The sequence below is a fragment of the Methanosarcina sp. genome, from assembly GCF_049706645.1.
In the GTDB taxonomy this organism is placed as follows: domain Archaea; phylum Halobacteriota; class Methanosarcinia; order Methanosarcinales; family Methanosarcinaceae; genus Methanosarcina.
Genome location: NZ_JBNAKP010000007.1, coordinates 127,633 through 145,313, shown reverse-complemented (window position 1 = coordinate 145,313; position 17,681 = coordinate 127,633). Strand labels below are relative to the sequence as shown.

Here is a 17,681-nt window from a genome sequence, read left to right as displayed (position 1 = left end):
TTTTTAATCCTCTTTTTAATCCTCTTTTTAATCCTCTTTTTAATCCTCTTTTTAATCCTCTTTTTAATCCTCTTTTTAATCCTCTTTTTAATCCGAGTTTGTTAATATCTCGTCCATTTAATCAATATATAAAAATTTTTAAGGTCTCCGCAGTATATTTAAGGTATTTGCGGTGCTGGCTAATCCATTCATTTCTAGCTCGGATGCTGAAACCCGAAGACTTGAAGACAGCTTTGGTGCTGGTTATCGTTAAGGCCTGAAAGTTGAGGCAATAAAGATGAGGACATAACGAAGGTAAAGGGCAATAGAACCTCTTATATATCTGGAGAAAGTATTTAATACATGTGGGAAGGCATTAGAAATGGGTATATTATCCTTTATATTACGCAATAAATGCAAATACCGTACTTCGTGTTCGCATTTCCAGAAAGGAGGCAAATACTGTGAAGGATTTGATTACTGCAAGTGCGGGCTGTTTTTGAAACGGAAACGGGGAATATAAGCTTTTTAAGCTCTTGCTCGGGAATATTATCTCTCTGCCAGTTATCCTGTAATCCTGAAGGTTTCACGCTTAAAAATTTGCAATTTACAGGTTTATAACTCTCGAATTCATACTTTACAGGTTTATCCTTACAGGTTTATCTAGAAGTTCAAACCTTATCTATTTACTTCAATTTTAAATTCGTATCATGTTTTGGGGAACTGGCAGTGTGATAAGGATAAAATTTTTAAGCCTATTTGGCCTGCTTCTCTTCTTGTTTACCCTTTCCGGATTTACTGCCGGGTGCATAGATCCTGCGGCTACAGATGAAATTCCGGGTTCGGATCTGGACCCCGAAGATCTGGTAACGGATATACAGGACTTAATACCCGACAGAGTCAATAGTTCTTTTCCTGATGATCCCGGATCAGAAAAAGGGAGTAAAATAGAAGAGAACGAGAGTGCTTCTGATTCGGCAGGATCCATATCTCCTGAGGTCCCCGATGTCCCGACTTATCCCGAAGAAAAATCAAATATAGTTTATCCAAAGGAATACAGGCGGCTATCCCTGAATTTCCAGAGAGGCATCGGATCAGGAAATGAGATGATTGCATCTGAGATCTTCAATATAACCGGAAAGACCTCAGGATATGATATTAAAGACGCCTGTGACGTTTTTGATTATGTGAACCGGAACTGGAAATACCGTTATGACGAAAATGCCGAGTTCTTCTTCGGGGCTTCTCAGACCATAAACGATGGTTATAAAGGGGACTGTGACGACTATTCCATAGTCATGTCTGCCCTTTTAAGGAATATGGGCTTCAATACAAGGGTCGTTACTGCAACAAACGAGGACTACGGACACGCCTATCCTGAACTTTACATAGGGAATAGTACAGAAACTGCTTATGAGATTCTCAATTATGTACATGGCAGATATTTTTATGCCGAAAACATCTGGTACTCAGGCCGGGAACTTGAAGGAGGGGAGCTTCAATACTGGCTGAATTTTGACTGGAGCGGTTCAAACGGGTACAGGCATCCTGGAGGCGTATATTTTGAAGGAGTGAAGGTAATTTACTATCCGGATGGACTAATCGAGTTCTGAATCAGGGCGTAAACCACAATTTACCTTCAGAACCCGTTCTTTGAGCGTAAAAACCTTTTTTCTCCTCATTTCTTTTCCACTTCTTTTTTCTCCACTTCTTTTTCACTTCTTTCTCTTTAACTTCTTTCTTTTTCGTGTCCTCCTAATGTCTTTTTACTTTCTTTTCACTTATTTTTCACTCTTTTTTATTTCTTCACCTTGGCGGCCAGGAAGCGGGAAAATTGCGGAAAACATCTGTTTAATTCTATCTTCTGTAAAACTAAATATTGAAACTAAATTTTTATGATTAACTTTATATGGCATACCTCCACCCTCTTTTAGTAAAGGGAAGTTCCGGTCGGATTATATACTTAGAAAAGGACGTAAAGGGGAGTTTTATGGCAATAAATAACTACAGTGAACTCATTCGGGGAGATAGGGTACGGGCTAATACGCCCCCTGAGATTAACCAGGCAATCGATGCTGAAATAGCTGCAGCAGTCCGGTTCTATGCAAGCAAAAACGATTATGAAATAAACAAAAGAATAAAAGAGCTGGATCTGGAGTGGGATATCGAGCGCTATCTTGAAGCCAATGCGGCTATACTTACCTCTATCGGAGCTGCACTGGGCTTAAAAAAGAGCAGGAACTGGTTTATTCTGCCTCTTATAGTCTCCATTTTCCTGCTGCAACATGCAGTGCAAGGGTGGTGCCCTCCCGTATCCGTATTCAGACGACTTGGCATACGCACAAGAAAGGAGATCGAGGTGGAAAAATACGCACTCAAAGCTTTGCGTGGGGATTTTGACGACGTTTCATATCAGGATACTGACATAAACCGCGCAAAAGAGGCTGTAATTGAGAGTAGAAGTATCTAACAAGTGCAATAAACACGCCTGATAATAGTTGAAGTGTATAAAAATATCTGGTAATAATTGCAATAAAAAGCAATTGCAATAAAAAAGCCTGTGATTTACTTTTTTTGCAAGCTCGGTTCAGGAACCTTTTAGGTATTATTGGGCCTTTGAAGCCTGATCTTTCCTGTACCTATCCTTTTTTGGAAATTTTGCCCTGCTGTCCTGCTAATCGTGAGTCCTTTTTTTAGCTTTCCGGTCCCGATCTCTGGCTGTGCCCCCGCATCTTTCCTCTTCGAATTTTATTCTTAGATATTATTAAATAAATACAGCCCATAATTTTACTCTGCCGAACGATATTTATTTTTTCAAACTTAAGGGGGAGTTGAAACGACTACGGGAGTAGGTAATCTTGACAAAAGTATCGACTTGACCAATATATGGCTCAGGGATATTCTGAGCCAGTTGAAGTGGCAGAGCAAAGATAGTGCATATCAGGCACTGCGTGGTACATTGCACGCGCTAAGGGACAGGCTTCCTGCAGAAGAAGCAGTAGATCTTGCGGCACAGTTGCCCCTTGTAGTTAAAGGGATGTATTATGACGGCTGGACTCTCAGGGACAAGCCCGAGAAATTTAAAAAAGAGGAGTTTGCAAGAAGGGTGCATGCACAGTTCGAATTCGATGATAATATAAACCCGGCTGAAGTTATTCGGGCTGTCTTGCGGGTTATGTACAGGCACATGGGCGAAGGCGAACTTCGGGATGTAAGATCCAATATGCCGAAAGATATTCAGGAGTGGTTCCCGGAAGAAGTTGCGCCGAGAGAATAAAGCTTTGCTCTTTGAACTGGAATTTTTTCGGGGGCCCTCTAACCTTTCTGTCCATTTCGGGTTTCTCTTCTTCCTTCTCTTTCTTGTAGAAAGGTCTTTTCATTTCCTTCGAACTTGCTGCCATAGTCTCTGCTGTCTTTATGGTCAAGTCCATTATCGAAGACGGCAAAAGCAACTGGTTTGAAGGGTTACAGCTTCTGGGGGCATACGGAATAATGATCGTGGTTTCTTTCATTCATCCATAAGCGACAAAACAAAAAGGGAGCGCAAAAGCCAGTAAAGACCGGGAACTTGCCGGATATATTTCTATATGTGTTTTGCAAGCTATCGGTGTCGCTCCGGCCACAAAAAGCCCTATTCTACACTTCCGAGCGGTTTTTTGGATATATTTTCGGACCAGGTTGTGCAGCATGATAAAGAGATCTTTATTTTATACCGCGAGTGTTGTTTGCTAATTATTATTTTCTGTGATCCCGAAAACCAGATTCTGCGGAATTTGACCGGCGAAATAACCATAAATATATTACGGTTATTCAAACAAATACACATAACAGTGTCAAGATGCATAAGGATTTTTTAAAAGTTAACCTGAAATTCTAACAAAATGATTATAAAAAATCAATAGATTTATATTGATATCCGTGGATTATCATATACGCGAATAAGTGAATAAAATTCATTAAAACTAGTATCGAAATATTAGAAAATTTACTCTTTTAAATTAAAAAATTCGCGAGCAAGACCCCCAAAACAAGAATTGAAACATTACTGCAAGTATTGTAACCATATTTGTTTGTTAATACGGATGTCGTAGAACATTTGGCATTTGAACTGAGAGAATTGATCCACCTGTATTTTGTTTTTACTTTTGGGTGGTTGTATGGAAGCGACATATTGTATATGAATTGTAGAGTTGATGGATATGAATATAGCAAAAAAGAGTTTTCTAAAATCATTAGGATTTGGGCGAGAAGTTTCGATCGTTGAAGAATGTAAATGTCCGCTATGTGCGGATAGAATAGACGAAGACGAATTCAGAAACGAAGTGTTCATGAGGGAATTCGAGCGTTCCGGGCTGTGCCAGGGATGTCAGGATACGGTTTTTGGATATAAGGTAGCGTGGTGAGAGATCAATTACCAATCAGGTATTGAAAATCCCTATTTTTAGAGGCTACAAGCATGGGTTTTGATTTACCTCTGCCTTTTATTCCCAGCAGAAATTTTTAAATTTTTCACTAATTTCCAGGTTTAATTCATCTTTTTGTCTTTTCTTGTTCATTATTTTCTGATTTGATGCTGATTTAACGGAGTTACGCAGTTTGAACTAAGGTTTCAACAGCATTAAATACTCAATTGTCCAGGCTGCAGAATATATCACAAGCCTATTGCATACGATAGTCGCTGTGTACAGGTTCATATAACTTACACAAAGTTTCTGCCCTCTAAAGCAAGTTTCCTTATTTCTTTGTTCCAGGCAGACAGTCACACTAGCTCTTATCATGTATAAAAATAGTACAGCTATTCCGCCTACCGGTCGATTCTAGTGATTATTGCAGAAATATAGCTGAGATAATCGAAATTTACCTTAAGCTCAAAGACCTTCAAGCAAGTGGCTTTAATCTAAGGTTTTTTGTTTTTAATAATCTCACAGGCTTAACACCTCAACATTTACGATAAAATTATAAATATAAGGTCAAGGCCAGGTCTACCTTACTTCCTTATATTTGGCCTGCTTTCCAATGGATTGAAATCAATAAATGTCTAAACTAATTAATAGATATAACCTTTTTTAAACAAAGGAATTATATCATATAAATCCTAACTATGTTAAACTCTTCAATGTTACAAATCCGCATAATTGTGTTAAGCCTGAATAGAAATGAGGTTTTAAAAATGACAGAAAAACTCGGAATTCTGGCCATAGGCCACGGGAGCAAGCTGCCTTTCAATAAGGAAGTAGTCACTAAGATCGCAGATTATATCGCACGGAAGCACTCTGATGTTGTTGTCAGAGCCGGCTTTATGGAAAACAGTGAGCCAACACTTGAAGAGGCAATTGAAGGCTTTTCAGGGACTGGCGTTACAAAAATCGCAGCAGTACCGGTTTTCCTGGCTTCGGGAGTTCATATCACAAAGGATATCCCTGAGATCCTGAGCCTTAATGAAGAAGGCTGCGGTGCCCTGGAAATTGATGGAAAGTCAGTTCCTCTGTGCTACGCAAAGCCTCTCGGGGCCGATGAGCTTATCGCTGACCTTGTGTTCAAAAGGGTTCAGGAATCCCTTTAAATTCCTACCGGGGTCCGGTTTTATCATGGACCTGCATCGGAAGAAGCTCGCCGTGCTCGACCTGACTCACGGCGGCATTCCCATTGCAAAAAGCCTTGCAGACGCCGGAAACGAAGTAACCGGCATAGATGTCTACGGGACAGTCGAGCCTGGCACGCTGCTTGAACTTGAGGAAAAGCACGGGATATGTTGTTCAAAGACTCCTCTTTCTTCCTCAGGATTCGATTTCCTGGTCGCGCCCGTACATCTGGATTCTGCCTATCCGATGCTCGTAGAAGCCAGAATAGAGGGAAAAAGCGTTCTTTCGCACCATGAAATCGTCGGGAAAATCCTCAAAGGCGATTCAAGACTAGCCGGCATAAAAACGGTTGAAGTTACGGGCGTAAAAGCAAAAACAAGTATTGCTTCTCTCCTTGCCGATATGCTTTCCAGGCGGTTTGAAGTAGTTCTCCATACCTCGCGGGGGCTCGAATACTGGAAAGCGGGTGTTTCTTCCCTTATCCACAAAGGCCTGAGCATAACTCCCGGAAGCATTCTGGTTGCAATTAAGAAAGTTTTTGAGGCAGGTTTCAGGCCGGATTTTTTAATCTTCGAAATCTCGATAGGCGGTACAGGCACTGCCGATTTCGGGATCCTTACAACCCTTTCGCCTGACTACGGGATTGCAAACAATACAGCCCTTGCAAGCGAGGCAAAACTCCAGCTTGTCAGGCATGCAAAATCCGGAAGCACCCTTCTCATTAATGCAGGAGCCCAAAAAGCCCTTAAAGCTGCAAAAATGAGTCAGGCAAAGGTTTTTACCTTCAAAGACCCCTTCAGTGCCGAAATTCCGGGAATCCGGAGCCAGGTAGCCGATTTTGTGCTGGAAACCGAATGCAGCTCTGTAGCGCCGGTAGCGTCTTCAGAATTATCGATATCGTCAGGATTATCAGGTTCTGTCATTAGCTTTATTCACAGGGGAAAGGAAATTTTCTCAGCCTCCCCGCGTCAAGGGTATAATGTTTCAGCTTACAGGACTGCCTTTGTTGCAGCGTCAGCAGCCGCCCTTGAACTTGGAATTGAACATGAAGCTGTTATTTCGGTGATTGAGAGATTCGGGGGGCTTTCAGGCAGGATGCAGGAAAGGGAAATGAACGGCATCTCCCTGATAGACAATTCCAACTCCGGCATGGATATCCTCTCGGCCGAAAAAGCCCTTGAGTATGCTCTCCTTAAGAAAAAGGACGAAAAAAAGGAAGGTATTATTCTCGTGCTGGGAGAAGAAGCCTCTCAGGTCTGTGAAGGGTTGCCTCCCGAATCCGTGCGGGGTTTTGTAGAAGAATTCGGTACAAAATGCAGGCAGGTTATCCTGGTAGGAGAACGGATGAAAGCAGTAGCTGGCAAAAAAGTATCTTATGCTCGGAATCTTCCTGAGGGACTCTCGAAAGCCTCGGAATTTGCAGGAAGCAACGATATAATACTCTCTTCGGTAAAATGTTTCCGTTAAAGGTTTCTTTTACGGAGTGTTTCCGCTGAAAAATTGCGAGGATTTCAGGGAGTTGTTAAGGATTCCGGGGAATTGTTAAGGATTCCGGGGAATCGCTGAGGAGGTACCTGGAAATTTCGGCCGCGGGTAGCAAGCCAGGATAAAAGGCATATTTCGGATACAGGCGAAAATAAGGCTTCGGGCTTTTTGCCGGAATTTTTATGATACAGTTTTATACAGGCTCTTCCAATCTGTATCCGTTTCCATTATTTGTTTAAACTTCAACTGATCGTGTTTCCTGACCCCTGGTGGTACAGGAGGTATCCGCTGTCGCCGGATACAGTAACCTTCTGAAGGAAATGCATTTTATTATTCCTACAGCATCAATTATCTAAATAAGAGGATCTGTCATGACTGGAAAAGAGATTTCAATCATCCATCCCCGTCCGAGTTCCATAGTTGCGGCTCTTTATACTCTCAGGGATTTAAATGTCGATGTCGCTATCCTCCACGGGCCTCCTGGCTGCTCTTTTAAGCATGCAAGGCTGCTCGAAGAAGACGGCATACACGTTGTTACCACAGGCCTTGATGAGAACGGTTTCGTTTTCGGAGGGCACGACCGGCTTGTAGAATTGATAAACAAATCGGTAGAGCTTTTTAACCCTAAAGTTATCGGGGTTGTAGGAACCTGCGCCAGCATGATTATCGGGGAAGAAATGCATGAAGCAGTGCTTGAGGCAAATCCCGATGTCCCTGTAATCGAAGTTGAGGTGCATGCAGGCTACCATAATAATACAAAAGGAGTGCTCTTTGCCCTGGAATCCGCACTCGATGCCGGAATTATCGACCATAAAGAGTTCGAGCGCCAGGAATACCTGCTTGCAAAAGCTACAGACGTGGAAAAGAGGTTTGGGGCTGCAAGCAGGGAATACCTTGCCCCCTCCCGTGGGGATGTAAAGTATAAAGTCGCAAAGCGTGTGGTCCAGCTCCTCAAAGAAGGCAAGAAGGGCCTGGTCATCATGAATGCCAAAAAAGAGACCGGTTATATGTTTGCAGACATCACCCTTGCGGTCAATGAGGTTGCAGCAGCTCTCGGGAAAAAGGGAAACCTTATCAATATGGCAAACATCGACCCCACGCTAGGGCTTCCGAGAGTAAGGCAGCATGCCGAATACATAATGAGAGACCTGAAAGCCCACGGGGTTGAGGTACATGAAATCATTGGCGGTATGGACGAGTACCCGGTTGCAGGGGAAAAGGTCAGTGAACTAGTAAAGGAAAAATACAGTGATTTCGATTTTGCGGTCATTACGGGTGTTCCGCACGCAATCCCTATGGAACATATAAGGGGCATGGAGCTGATTTCGATTACTAACGGACCGAGACAGGTCCTGCCCTTAAAAGAGATGGGGCATGAATATGTGCTGGTTGAAATCGACCTTCACCCGAAAACCCTGGGCGTCAGTGAGATTGTAGAATCCGAGTTTGGGGCTACCTTAAGGGAAGTTGCAAAGGAAGCCTGAGCTAAAAGAGCCAGGATAAAATCAGGAGGAAGATCCTTTGAAAAAACAAAAGGTCATAGCGATCTACGGGAAAGGCGGCATAGGCAAATCGAGCACGGCTTCAAACGTTGCTGCCGCCTGTGCCGAAGCAGGAAAGAAAGTAATGATCATAGGCTGCGATCCTAAAAGCGACTCATCAATCACCCTGCTTGGAGGCAGGAGAATTCCGACCATACTCGACCTCCTGCGTGAAGGCGTGGATGTAAAGGAAGAAGATGTGGTCTTTGAAGGGTACGCAGGAGTCAAATGCGTGGAAGCAGGCGGCCCCGAGCCTGGCATAGGGTGTGCAGGGCGAGGGATTATTGTTGCCATCCAGAAACTGAAAAGTATTTCAGGAGATCTCTTAAAAGAGCAGGACTTCATAATTTACGATGTGCCCGGAGATATTGTCTGCGGCGGCTTTGTTGCGCCTGTAAGGAAAGGGTTCGTAAATGAAGCTTATGTCCTGACCTCAGGAGAGTACATGCCCCTTTATGCAGCAAATAATATCTGCAAGGGCCTTTCGAAGATAGGGATGCCGCTCAGCGGGATAATCTGTAATTCCAGAAATGCGAGCAGGGAAGAGGAAATTGTTGCGAAGTTTGCTGAGGAAATCGGCAGCCAGCTTATGGCTTTTATCCCGAAGAGTCAGGTCGTCCAGGATTGCGAAAGGGAGGGCTACTCTGTAATGGAAAAGGCACCCGAATCCGATATTGCAGATATCTACCGCAAGCTTGGAAAAGCAATCCTTGAAAACGAAAAAAGAGTTACATCCGATTCTCTGAGTGACGAGCGGTTGAGGGAATTGACAAAATAAACTAAAGCGGTAGATGTTGAGGGAATTGGCAGAATAAACCACAGCGACAGTAAGTTGCGATATAAGCTGCATTGACAATAAAACTGAAAACGTACATTGACCGCACCATTGCCGCGCAAAATAAATCAGGGGTATCGAAAAAAATGCTTAACGACAGGCAATCCGTAGCAGGGAGTATTCCCAGAGTCCTCATTTCCGCCGACCGTTCTTCTTCAGGCAAGACCACAATCTCTATGGGCCTGATGGCCGCCCTCGTTTCAAGAGGATATAAAGTCCAGCCCTTCAAGGTCGCCCTGGACTACATCGATCCGAGTTACCATACTGAAATAACTGGCAGGTTCTGCCGGAACCTTGACGGGTACCTTATGGATGAGAACGGGATTCTGGATGTCTATACCCATGCCTGCGAGGTCGGCGATAAGGCTGATATTGCAATTATCGAAGGAGTTCGCGGGCTTTATGAGGGTTTTGAAAGCTTAAGCGACCTTGGAAGCACAGCCCAGATAGCCAAGATCCTTAACTGCCCCGTAATTCTTGTAATCAATGCGCGGAGCATTACCCGTTCGAGTGCTGCCCTTGTAAACGGCTATAAGAATTTCGACCCTGATGTGGAAATTGCAGGAGTTATCCTTAATAACATAGGAAGTCGCCGGCATGCCGAAAAAGCAAAAGAGGCAATCGAGTATTATACAGGTGTTCAGGTAATAGGGATTGTCCCAAGAGATCCCTCGATGCAGATTTCCATGCGCCATCTCGGGCTTATGCCAGCTCTCGAAGGCCGAAGACGGCTTGGAGACGGAGGCTTTGAAGCCCGCCTTCAAGGAATTGAAGAAATCATCAATAAAGGAATTGATGTTGACCGCTTCCTGGAGATCGCAAAAAGTGCAGAGCCTCTGAAAAGCCCTGATAATAGCGTTTTTTCTTCTTCTCCCGATGCCGGATTATCCAGGCCAAAGATCGGTGTCGCCCTGGATGAGGCTTTCAACTTCTACTATCGCGATAATCTCGATCTTCTGAAGCTTGCAGGCGCAGAAATCATTTACTTCAGCCCTGTTAAAGACGCCGCGCTTCCTGAGGTTGACGGGCTCTATATTGGAGGCGGTTATCCCGAACTCTTTGCAGCCGAACTTGAAGCTAACGAGTCCATGCGGCAGGATATCAAAAAAGCTTCTGCTGCAGGCATGCCTGTCTATGCCGAGTGTGGGGGGCTTATGTACCTTACGGAAAAGATAAGCACAGGCATTCCCGGAAAAGGAACCTATCACGATGCCTCTATGCCGGAATCCACATACTCAATGGTCGGGGCGCTCCCCGGGCACACCATTATGGGGCAGACAAGAGTTGTCAGCTACAATATCGGAACCCTTAATAAGGACTGCCTTATCGGGAAAAAAGGCAACAGCTTCAAGGGGCACGAATTCCATCACTCTGAGATAAGGGAAATTCCTGAGGATGCCGAATTTGCAATAACCCTGTCGAGGGGAACAGGCATAAAGCATGACAGGGACGGGCTGATTTCCGGAAATACCCTTGGCTCTTACGCCCACCTGCATGGAGTTGCATACAGGGAGCTTGCAGGTTCACTTGTAGAGGCTGCAAGGAAGTTCCGGGAATCCAGGCTTACGCCGTAAATGTGTGCAGGCTTCTTCCGAAACATGTGCAGGCCTTCTATAACATGAGAGTATATTTCCAGAACGTATGCAGATATTCAAACGAAGATGCGCCTGTAGACAATTAGTCCGTATGAAACATTCCGGACTGCAGGCCCCGAAATTGAAGTTCTGAGCCTTTGCAGGTCGAAAAAGCAATATTATATTAAATCAGATTATAACAGGTTAGATCAGATTATAACAGGTTGATTACAAAGAATTGGATTATAAAAAACTATGTTATGAGAATCAAGATTAAGATGAATCACGTTGTAACAAATTAGCCTGCAGCAGTCCGATTATATAAAAAGCTAGTATCGTGAATTCGACTATTGCAGGCCGGATTTGGAACGCCGGATTAAAGCAAGCTAGCTTGTTACAGGAACTTATTTTCATTTCATTTTCTTTTCAGGTGAATCTATTGAAAACACAACTTAAAGGAGACCGTGTCCTTGCCGGAAAGGAAGCGGTAGCCGACCTTTACAAAACTGGTTATTTCGGGCGCCCTAAAGGCAATGGGCTCGAACTCTCACTTGTAGAAGCTGCTTTCCTTCTGTCCAGAGGAAAGCTGGAAATCGAACTCGAAGGCAAATTACTTGATTTCAGGGCCTTTTTCGAACAGGCTTCCTTGAAGCAGCCGAACTTTGAGCTGAAATATATTGTTTATAAGGATCTTAAAGAGCGGGGGTATTATGTCCAGCCGTCAACTGCGGATTTCCGGGTGTATCCCAGAGGCAGTCATCCAGGCAAAAGTGCGGCAAAAATTTTTGTCCACGTCCAGTCGGAAAGGCAGCTTCTTCCCGTAAAACTCCTTCAGGAGTCGGTCGCTTCGGCAGAGAATGTGCACAAGCAGTTTATTCTTGCTGTCGTGGATGAGGAAAGTGACCTTACCTTTTATGAGGTTAAAACCGCAGTACCTGAAGGAGATATGCCTGAGCCGTATCCTGCAGTCAAAACCGATGCCACTTTCCTGGAAGATAGGGTAATAGCCTGGGATGCCCAGGCTTCGGAAACTCTCTATGCAAGGGGATTTTACGGGAAAATGCTGGATTCCGAAAGGCTGCAGCTCTCCCTGGTAGAGTCCCTTTACCTCTTTTCCAGAGGTGTAATAACGGTTAGGGACCGGAAAGGTAAGATATTTTCATTCGACGAGTTTATCGAGAAAGCCTCGGAGATTGAGAGTTCTTTCCTGAGAAAATACGGTGCATATAAAAATCTCAGGGATTCAGGGCATGTGGTAAAAACCGGCTTTAAATTCGGGACGAATTTCAGGGTATACCGGAAAGTCGAGTCAATAGAAAAAATTCCCCATTCGGAATACCTTGTAAATGCTATCCCTGAGGATTTCGAGTTCAGGCTTCCGGTTATGTCCGGAGCGGTCAGGCTTGCAAATAGCGTACGAAAAAGCATGCTTTTTGCAGTCGAGAAAGGGGAAGAAGTCGAATACCTGGACATCAGCCGAACGAAAATGTGATACCTGACTGGTATTCTCAGGATTTTTCCCCTGCTGTTAACTTTCATTAATTTCATGAAAATAGGAGCTTCAGCCGAGGGTGAAGTACATATGTGGGATATTATTGCAGTAGACATCTCTGGCAGGCACAGGATTAAAGGAGGTTATTACATGGTATGTGCAGCTGCGGCGCTTACGGTCTCGGCTAACTATATTGAAAAGGTTAAGCAGATCAAGATCCTTCCCCTCTGGCTGAAAAGAGCTCCAAGCTTGCTGGATATCGTGCAGCTAATTGAAGATACCGCTGACCAGCTTTCCTTTGAGGGCACAATTGTGGCCGAAAAGGGGGATATGTACAACAAACCCAGATGGGTGACCGAAAGTATGTTTTCCAGGGCTTTCAAGTATCAGGAATCCATTGCCGAGAGGCGGTCGATTGAACTCGCACATCATATTTCCCTGAGCGCCCGTAATCTACTGATAAAAGAACTTCAAATCGAGGCATGAAAATTTCAGCAGAACAGAAATCCGGTAACGGGATCAGGGTAATTCTCGTTAAACGAACAATTCCCAGTTCGGATCCTGAGCGTGAGGAATACCTCTTCCAGGAACTCAGAGAGCTTGCAAAGGCAGCAGGTTACCTGCCGGTCGGCGAACTTAAACAAACCAGGTATCACGATTCGAGGTACCAGCTAGGCCGGGGAAAAATCGAGGAACTTGCCGAACTTGTGAGTAATACGGGTGCAGAGAAAGTAATTTTCTATAACAGGCTTTCTACGACCCAGCTCTTCAATATTTCGGAAATCTGCAGATGCCAGGTTATCGACAAATTCCAGCTTATCCTTGAGATCTTTGCAAAAAGGGCAACTACCCACCGCTCAAAGCTCCAGGTGGAACTGGCAAGATTGAGATACGAGGTGCCCAGGGCAAGGGCTGTTGTTTCTCTCCTTAAGAAAGAGGAAAGGGCAGGGTTCATGGGGCTTGGAGACTACGAGGATTCTTATGAACAGGACCTGAAGAAGAGAATCGCAAGAATCGAGAATGAACTCGAATCCGCAGAAAAGGACGATGAATCCCTGCGGGCTTTAAGGCACAGGAAGGGTTTTTCCTTAATCTCCCTTGCCGGATATACCAATGCCGGAAAAAGCACGCTTTTCAACGCTATTGTAAGTGAAAGTGTTGAGGTAAAGAATATGCTTTTTACAACGCTTGTGCCTACGACTCGAGCTCTTGACCTTGGGGGGCGAAAAGCTCTTTTGACCGATACCGTGGGATTTATAGAGGATCTTCCTCACTGGCTGGTTGATGCCTTCAAATCTACCCTGGATGAGATTTTTCTCTCGGACCTTATACTCCTTGTCGTGGACGTAAGCGAAAAACCTGAGATGATCCTTCAGAAACTTTCGACTTCTCACGACACCCTGTGGGACAAGTTGCAGGGAGCTCCTATTATTACCGTGCTTAACAAGGTCGATCTCGTTGACGAATCCGAACTTGACGGTATTATGGAACAGATAGGCTACATGGCCCCAAACCCTGTATTTGTTTCCGCAAAAAAAGGCATAGGCGTGACTGCATTAAAAGCCGAGATAATAAAAAATCTACCTCCCTGGTGTTTTTGTTCCCTTTCCCTTCCTAATTCGGAAAAAGGGATGTCGATTCTTTCCTGGCTTTATGAAGAAGGAATCGTACACCGGGTTGAATTCGGAGAGCGGATCTTTGTGGATTATGAAGCCAGGACCGAGATAATTAACAGGGCACATGCACTTCTTGGGCCCCAGGAAGCCTGAATATGAAAACGATTTTGAATCATAGTCAAAGTCTTCTAAAAAGCTTCGAAACCTGAGAATGCCTGGACCATTCCCAGGTTTTCCTGAAGAGTATAAAGCTTTTTGAATTTTATAAAAGCTGTCGGAATATTACAAGAGCGTTTCCCAATATCTTTTTCTCAGGGAGTTTTTTGCATGGTCTGAATACTGTTCGTATAACTACGAAAGGTATTTATATTCAGAAGTCGTTTGTTTACATGCGAACGGGCGTCTACTGAAGACATCAGACCCTCCTAATATCCTAAACTATACCCTTAAAACCAGATTTTTGCTACGTTTCTGCCCGTTCGCAATTCCTCCTGCTTTTTACTGTTATTTTTAAGACAGATATTGTTCGTAAGAACACGAAGTTTTGTCGTACCTTGATACTATCATAAACGCGAGTGTACACGGGCTCCGGATAAATTTTTTCTAAATTCTGCTAATTTTTCTATTTTCTGCTAATTTTTTCTAATTTCTGCGAATCCCTTCTAAACTCTCCTAAATTCTTCTTTGTAGCTTTTTGTTTCCGTTTCAAAATTTATATAAATTCATTTCCCATTTTCCTGCTAACATGAAATTCGATCTGCACGTACATTCCGAGCATTCGAAAGATAGTAAATCGAGCCATGACGACATCCTTGAAGTTGCGCATAAAAAGGGGCTTGACGGGTTTGCTATCTGTGACCACGACACTGTGGAAGGCGGGCTTGCCTGTAGAAAAAGAGCCCTGGAACTTGGCCTTGAGCTTACAGTCATTCCGGGCGTGGAGGTTACCTGCTCGAAGGGACACATCCTGGTGCTCGGAATCAGCCAGAATATCGAGCCTTTCCTGAGTCCGGAAGAAACGATCGCAAGAGCCCGAAAATTAGGAGGCACGGTTATTATCCCTCACCCATTCAAACGCAGTTCCCATGGGATAGGAAGTTTCGAAGGGCTTGACATTGATGCCGTTGAAGTCTTCAATTCACGATGCCTCTTCAATAAAGCCAACCGAAAAGCCGCAGCCGAGGCAAAGAGGCTTGGAATTCCAGGCGTTGCAGGAAGCGATTCTCATATTCCCGAAATGGTGGGCCAGGCATATACCGAGATTGACGCGCCGGAAAATACCCTCGATACCGTGCTGGAAGCCATCCGGAAAGGAAAAGTCGCCCCTGCGGGACGAAATACGCCCACGCGCATTATTCTAGAACAGATGTCAGGCAGCGCCAGGCGAAAAATAAAGAGAAAACTATTTCGTAAAGCCTGAAGGATTCAAAATGAAACTTTAGTATAGTATGGAACTTTAGTATAGTATGGAACTTTAGCTGGATTGCAATCTTCTTTTAACTTATATTCTCATTTCCATTTTAATTCACGAAGTCGTTTAAAAGTTAATATCAGGAATATAATAGCTATTATTATAATGACCGCAATTATTATTTCAGTAACCCCTATAATCAACCTTAATCCCCCTTGCTTTTACCCGTTTTGAATTAAATTATGCTGCTTTCAATTATTATATTCTTCCACCGCTATATACTGTTTCCTCTAGTGTATCGATTCAAAAATTGATCCGTAATTGAAGGAAGAATTCAATGATTGATAAGCGAACTTTATAGCTAATATTTGTGGACGTATTTTTTAATCGATGCACTGGTAAACCTTATTTTTATCATTTTGTTGTTTTGGAGCAGGCTCAATGATCTGGTTCATTAGCAAATTATTTTATGCATATAATATCTGGAGGCAACTTTGTTTCCGACAACTTCCAGCCCTGAGAGTAGAAAAGGCACACAAAAATACTTCAGTATCCTCATGTAATGCAATCTCCATCTGTGATATGAATATGCTCAGGCTGGCAACCACAACATCACACCACAGAAACGGAGATTTACATGGCACATTAATATTATACTTTTGTATTTATAAATGTATCGTTAATATATGTCAAAAGCCTCTGATAATAGCATTATGATTTTCAATGTTTGTATGGGCTAGAGGTGTGATTTACTCATGTCGGTAGGTAAAAGAGTTTCATAACCATCGGCTCAACAGCGTGTTTTTATGATATTAGGCGGTCATTCGGTTCAATTGCGCAGGTCTTAATTTATTTTCAGCGGGTTCGAGAATCGGAGCCAGTTATAAGAAAGAGATTTTCTGGCGTTGATTTTCTCGAAAGAAAATGACTTATCGCTTACGGTCGTATCCCTTCTATAAGCTCAAAAATATAAGCTCAAAACCTGTTAAACCGAATATTCAGCTTTGGGGGATAAACAATGGAAGAAACAACCGATCAGAATAAGCCCATTATCTGGAAAGAACTCGTACTGGGGTTCGCCGTTGTCGAATCGTGTATATATCACTCGATCCGTACAATACCTATCGTGACAGCGAGCAGTGGTGAAGAAGTGCTTTTTACGGATAATCTTACCAGGCTCACGAAACTGGAAATTGACGAGACTGTAAAAGGAGTCCTTCCAGTTCCGTTTCCAACGTATGAAGTAACCGGGTCAATGCCTGCTGAAGGCGAGGGGTTCAGCGAAGTCCTTCTCTTAGGATATGAATATCCCGGCGTGCAGGCTCCGGATTGGCTGGAAATTCTTAAAAGAGAGATCGAAAATCCGAGAAGATGTGTGTAAAATTAGCCTGTAAAATATCCATTTCTATTTTTATAAAAACGATTTCAGATAAATTCATTCTTTTTTCTTCTTTTCTATGCCTTGAATTTAGAACGTATCAAAAGAATGACTTTTAGGGCATAATGGAATTTTTTCTTTTCTCTATCTTTCGTTCCGGCCATATTGTTGTTCAAAACCTTGAAATTCATCTTGCCAATATTTTTATATCAGTTTTGCATAAATAGATATTAGCAAATTTTTATTACTTTGGGGGGATTTTGACGGAAAAAAGAAGAACAATTGATAAAAATACTAGAGATGCCGTTTGGATCAAATATATGGGTAACAAAGTTGAAGGGAAATGTTATTGCTGTAAGATAAGGACGATTCATGTAATGGATTTTCAAGTTGGACATAACAAAGCAGTTGCCAAGGGTGGCAATGATAACATCTCAAATCTAAGACCTATTTGTGGCCCTTGTAATAGAGGAATGGGCACGAAGTCAATTGAAAAATATCGTGAAAATTTTACGACTAACTCAAATATGAGTAAAAAAGAGCCAGGAACAAGTGAGAAGAAAGTTACAAAGAAAAATTTGTTAAACAACTTGGCAACAGCGAAACTTGAAAAACTAGTAAGCATATTTGATCTCGAATCTAAATTGCCCGTATTTCCAAATAAGGACGCTTACATAAAGGTGTTAACAAATTCTAGAAGAGTTACAGTTGACGATATTAAAAATATCCTTAGAATTTAATTATTAATATTTTTGCGATCCTTATCTCTCGAACCACTATAAGCGATA

16 protein-coding genes are annotated in these 17,681 nt (G+C 43.1%); 15 read left to right on the top strand and 1 reads right to left on the bottom strand.

The window, feature by feature from the left end; translation table 11 throughout:
* Positions 1–260: hypothetical protein (locus ACPK8D_RS02880; RefSeq protein WP_424716334.1), on the top strand; the 260-nt coding region annotated here is incomplete at its 5' end.
* 450 nt (positions 261–710) lie between these two features.
* Positions 711–1,592 (top strand): transglutaminase-like domain-containing protein, encoded by an 882-nt coding sequence (locus ACPK8D_RS02875; protein WP_424716333.1) that lies wholly within the window; start codon positions 711–713, stop codon positions 1,590–1,592.
* Positions 1,593–1,760: 168 nt separating this feature from the next.
* On the opposite strand, the gene ACPK8D_RS02870 is transcribed toward ACPK8D_RS02875, so the two are convergent.
* The gene (locus ACPK8D_RS02870; RefSeq protein ID WP_424716332.1) at positions 1,761–1,895 is read right to left on the bottom strand and encodes a hypothetical protein; all 135 of its coding nucleotides are present in this window, start codon (positions 1,893–1,895) and stop codon (positions 1,761–1,763) included.
* 74 nt (positions 1,896–1,969) lie between these two features.
* Here ACPK8D_RS02870 and ACPK8D_RS02865 point away from each other — a divergent pair, with 74 nt between their 5' ends.
* The 13 genes from ACPK8D_RS02865 to ACPK8D_RS02805 all read left to right on the top strand — a co-directional run bounded on the left by ACPK8D_RS02865 (position 1,970) and on the right by ACPK8D_RS02805 (position 17,633).
* Positions 1,970–2,449 carry a hypothetical protein gene (locus ACPK8D_RS02865; protein ID WP_424716331.1) on the top strand — a complete coding sequence of 160 codons (480 nt, stop codon included), beginning with the start codon at positions 1,970–1,972 and terminating at the stop codon, positions 2,447–2,449.
* 405 nt (positions 2,450–2,854) lie between these two features.
* A complete protein-coding gene (locus tag ACPK8D_RS02860) occupies positions 2,855–3,256 on the top strand; it encodes a DUF2267 domain-containing protein (RefSeq protein WP_424716330.1) in 402 nt (133 codons plus the stop codon).
* Positions 3,257–5,095: 1,839 nt separating this feature from the next.
* Entirely contained in the window at positions 5,096–5,542 is a 447-nt protein-coding gene (gene cfbA, locus ACPK8D_RS02855; protein WP_424716329.1) for a sirohydrochlorin nickelochelatase, read from the top strand.
* 25 nt (positions 5,543–5,567) lie between these two features.
* Entirely contained in the window at positions 5,568–7,028 is a 1,461-nt protein-coding gene (gene cfbE / locus ACPK8D_RS02850; protein ID WP_424716328.1) for a coenzyme F430 synthase, read from the top strand.
* 389 nt (positions 7,029–7,417) lie between these two features.
* The gene (cfbD, locus tag ACPK8D_RS02845; protein WP_424716327.1) at positions 7,418–8,530 is read left to right on the top strand and encodes a Ni-sirohydrochlorin a,c-diamide reductive cyclase catalytic subunit; all 1,113 of its coding nucleotides are present in this window, start codon (positions 7,418–7,420) and stop codon (positions 8,528–8,530) included.
* A 37-nt stretch (positions 8,531–8,567) separates the two neighbouring features.
* Entirely contained in the window at positions 8,568–9,365 is a 798-nt protein-coding gene (cfbC, locus tag ACPK8D_RS02840) for a Ni-sirohydrochlorin a,c-diamide reductive cyclase ATP-dependent reductase subunit (protein ID WP_424716326.1), read from the top strand.
* A gap of 143 nt (positions 9,366–9,508) precedes the next feature.
* Positions 9,509–10,996, top strand: coding sequence for a Ni-sirohydrochlorin a,c-diamide synthase (cfbB, locus tag ACPK8D_RS02835; protein ID WP_424716341.1), 1,488 nt, complete (start codon positions 9,509–9,511; stop codon positions 10,994–10,996).
* A gap of 439 nt (positions 10,997–11,435) precedes the next feature.
* Positions 11,436–12,488 carry a tRNA-intron lyase gene (gene endA / locus ACPK8D_RS02830; RefSeq protein WP_424716325.1) on the top strand — a complete coding sequence of 351 codons (1,053 nt, stop codon included), beginning with the start codon at positions 11,436–11,438 and terminating at the stop codon, positions 12,486–12,488.
* 90 nt (positions 12,489–12,578) lie between these two features.
* A complete protein-coding gene (locus ACPK8D_RS02825; RefSeq protein WP_424716340.1) occupies positions 12,579–12,974 on the top strand; it encodes a DUF2209 domain-containing protein in 396 nt (131 codons plus the stop codon).
* A complete protein-coding gene (gene hflX / locus ACPK8D_RS02820) occupies positions 12,971–14,257 on the top strand; it encodes a GTPase HflX (RefSeq protein ID WP_424716324.1) in 1,287 nt (428 codons plus the stop codon). The genes ACPK8D_RS02825 and hflX overlap by 4 nt, the downstream gene beginning before the upstream one ends.
* A gap of 592 nt (positions 14,258–14,849) precedes the next feature.
* Positions 14,850–15,524, top strand: coding sequence for a PHP domain-containing protein (locus ACPK8D_RS02815; protein WP_424716323.1), 675 nt, complete (start codon positions 14,850–14,852; stop codon positions 15,522–15,524).
* A 1,009-nt stretch (positions 15,525–16,533) separates the two neighbouring features.
* Complete coding sequence (locus ACPK8D_RS02810; protein ID WP_424716322.1) at positions 16,534–16,896, top strand: hypothetical protein; 363 nt, start codon at positions 16,534–16,536, stop codon at positions 16,894–16,896.
* 257 nt (positions 16,897–17,153) lie between these two features.
* Positions 17,154–17,633, top strand: coding sequence for an HNH endonuclease (locus ACPK8D_RS02805; protein ID WP_424716321.1), 480 nt, complete (start codon positions 17,154–17,156; stop codon positions 17,631–17,633).
* The last annotated feature ends 48 nt before the right edge of the window (positions 17,634–17,681 follow it).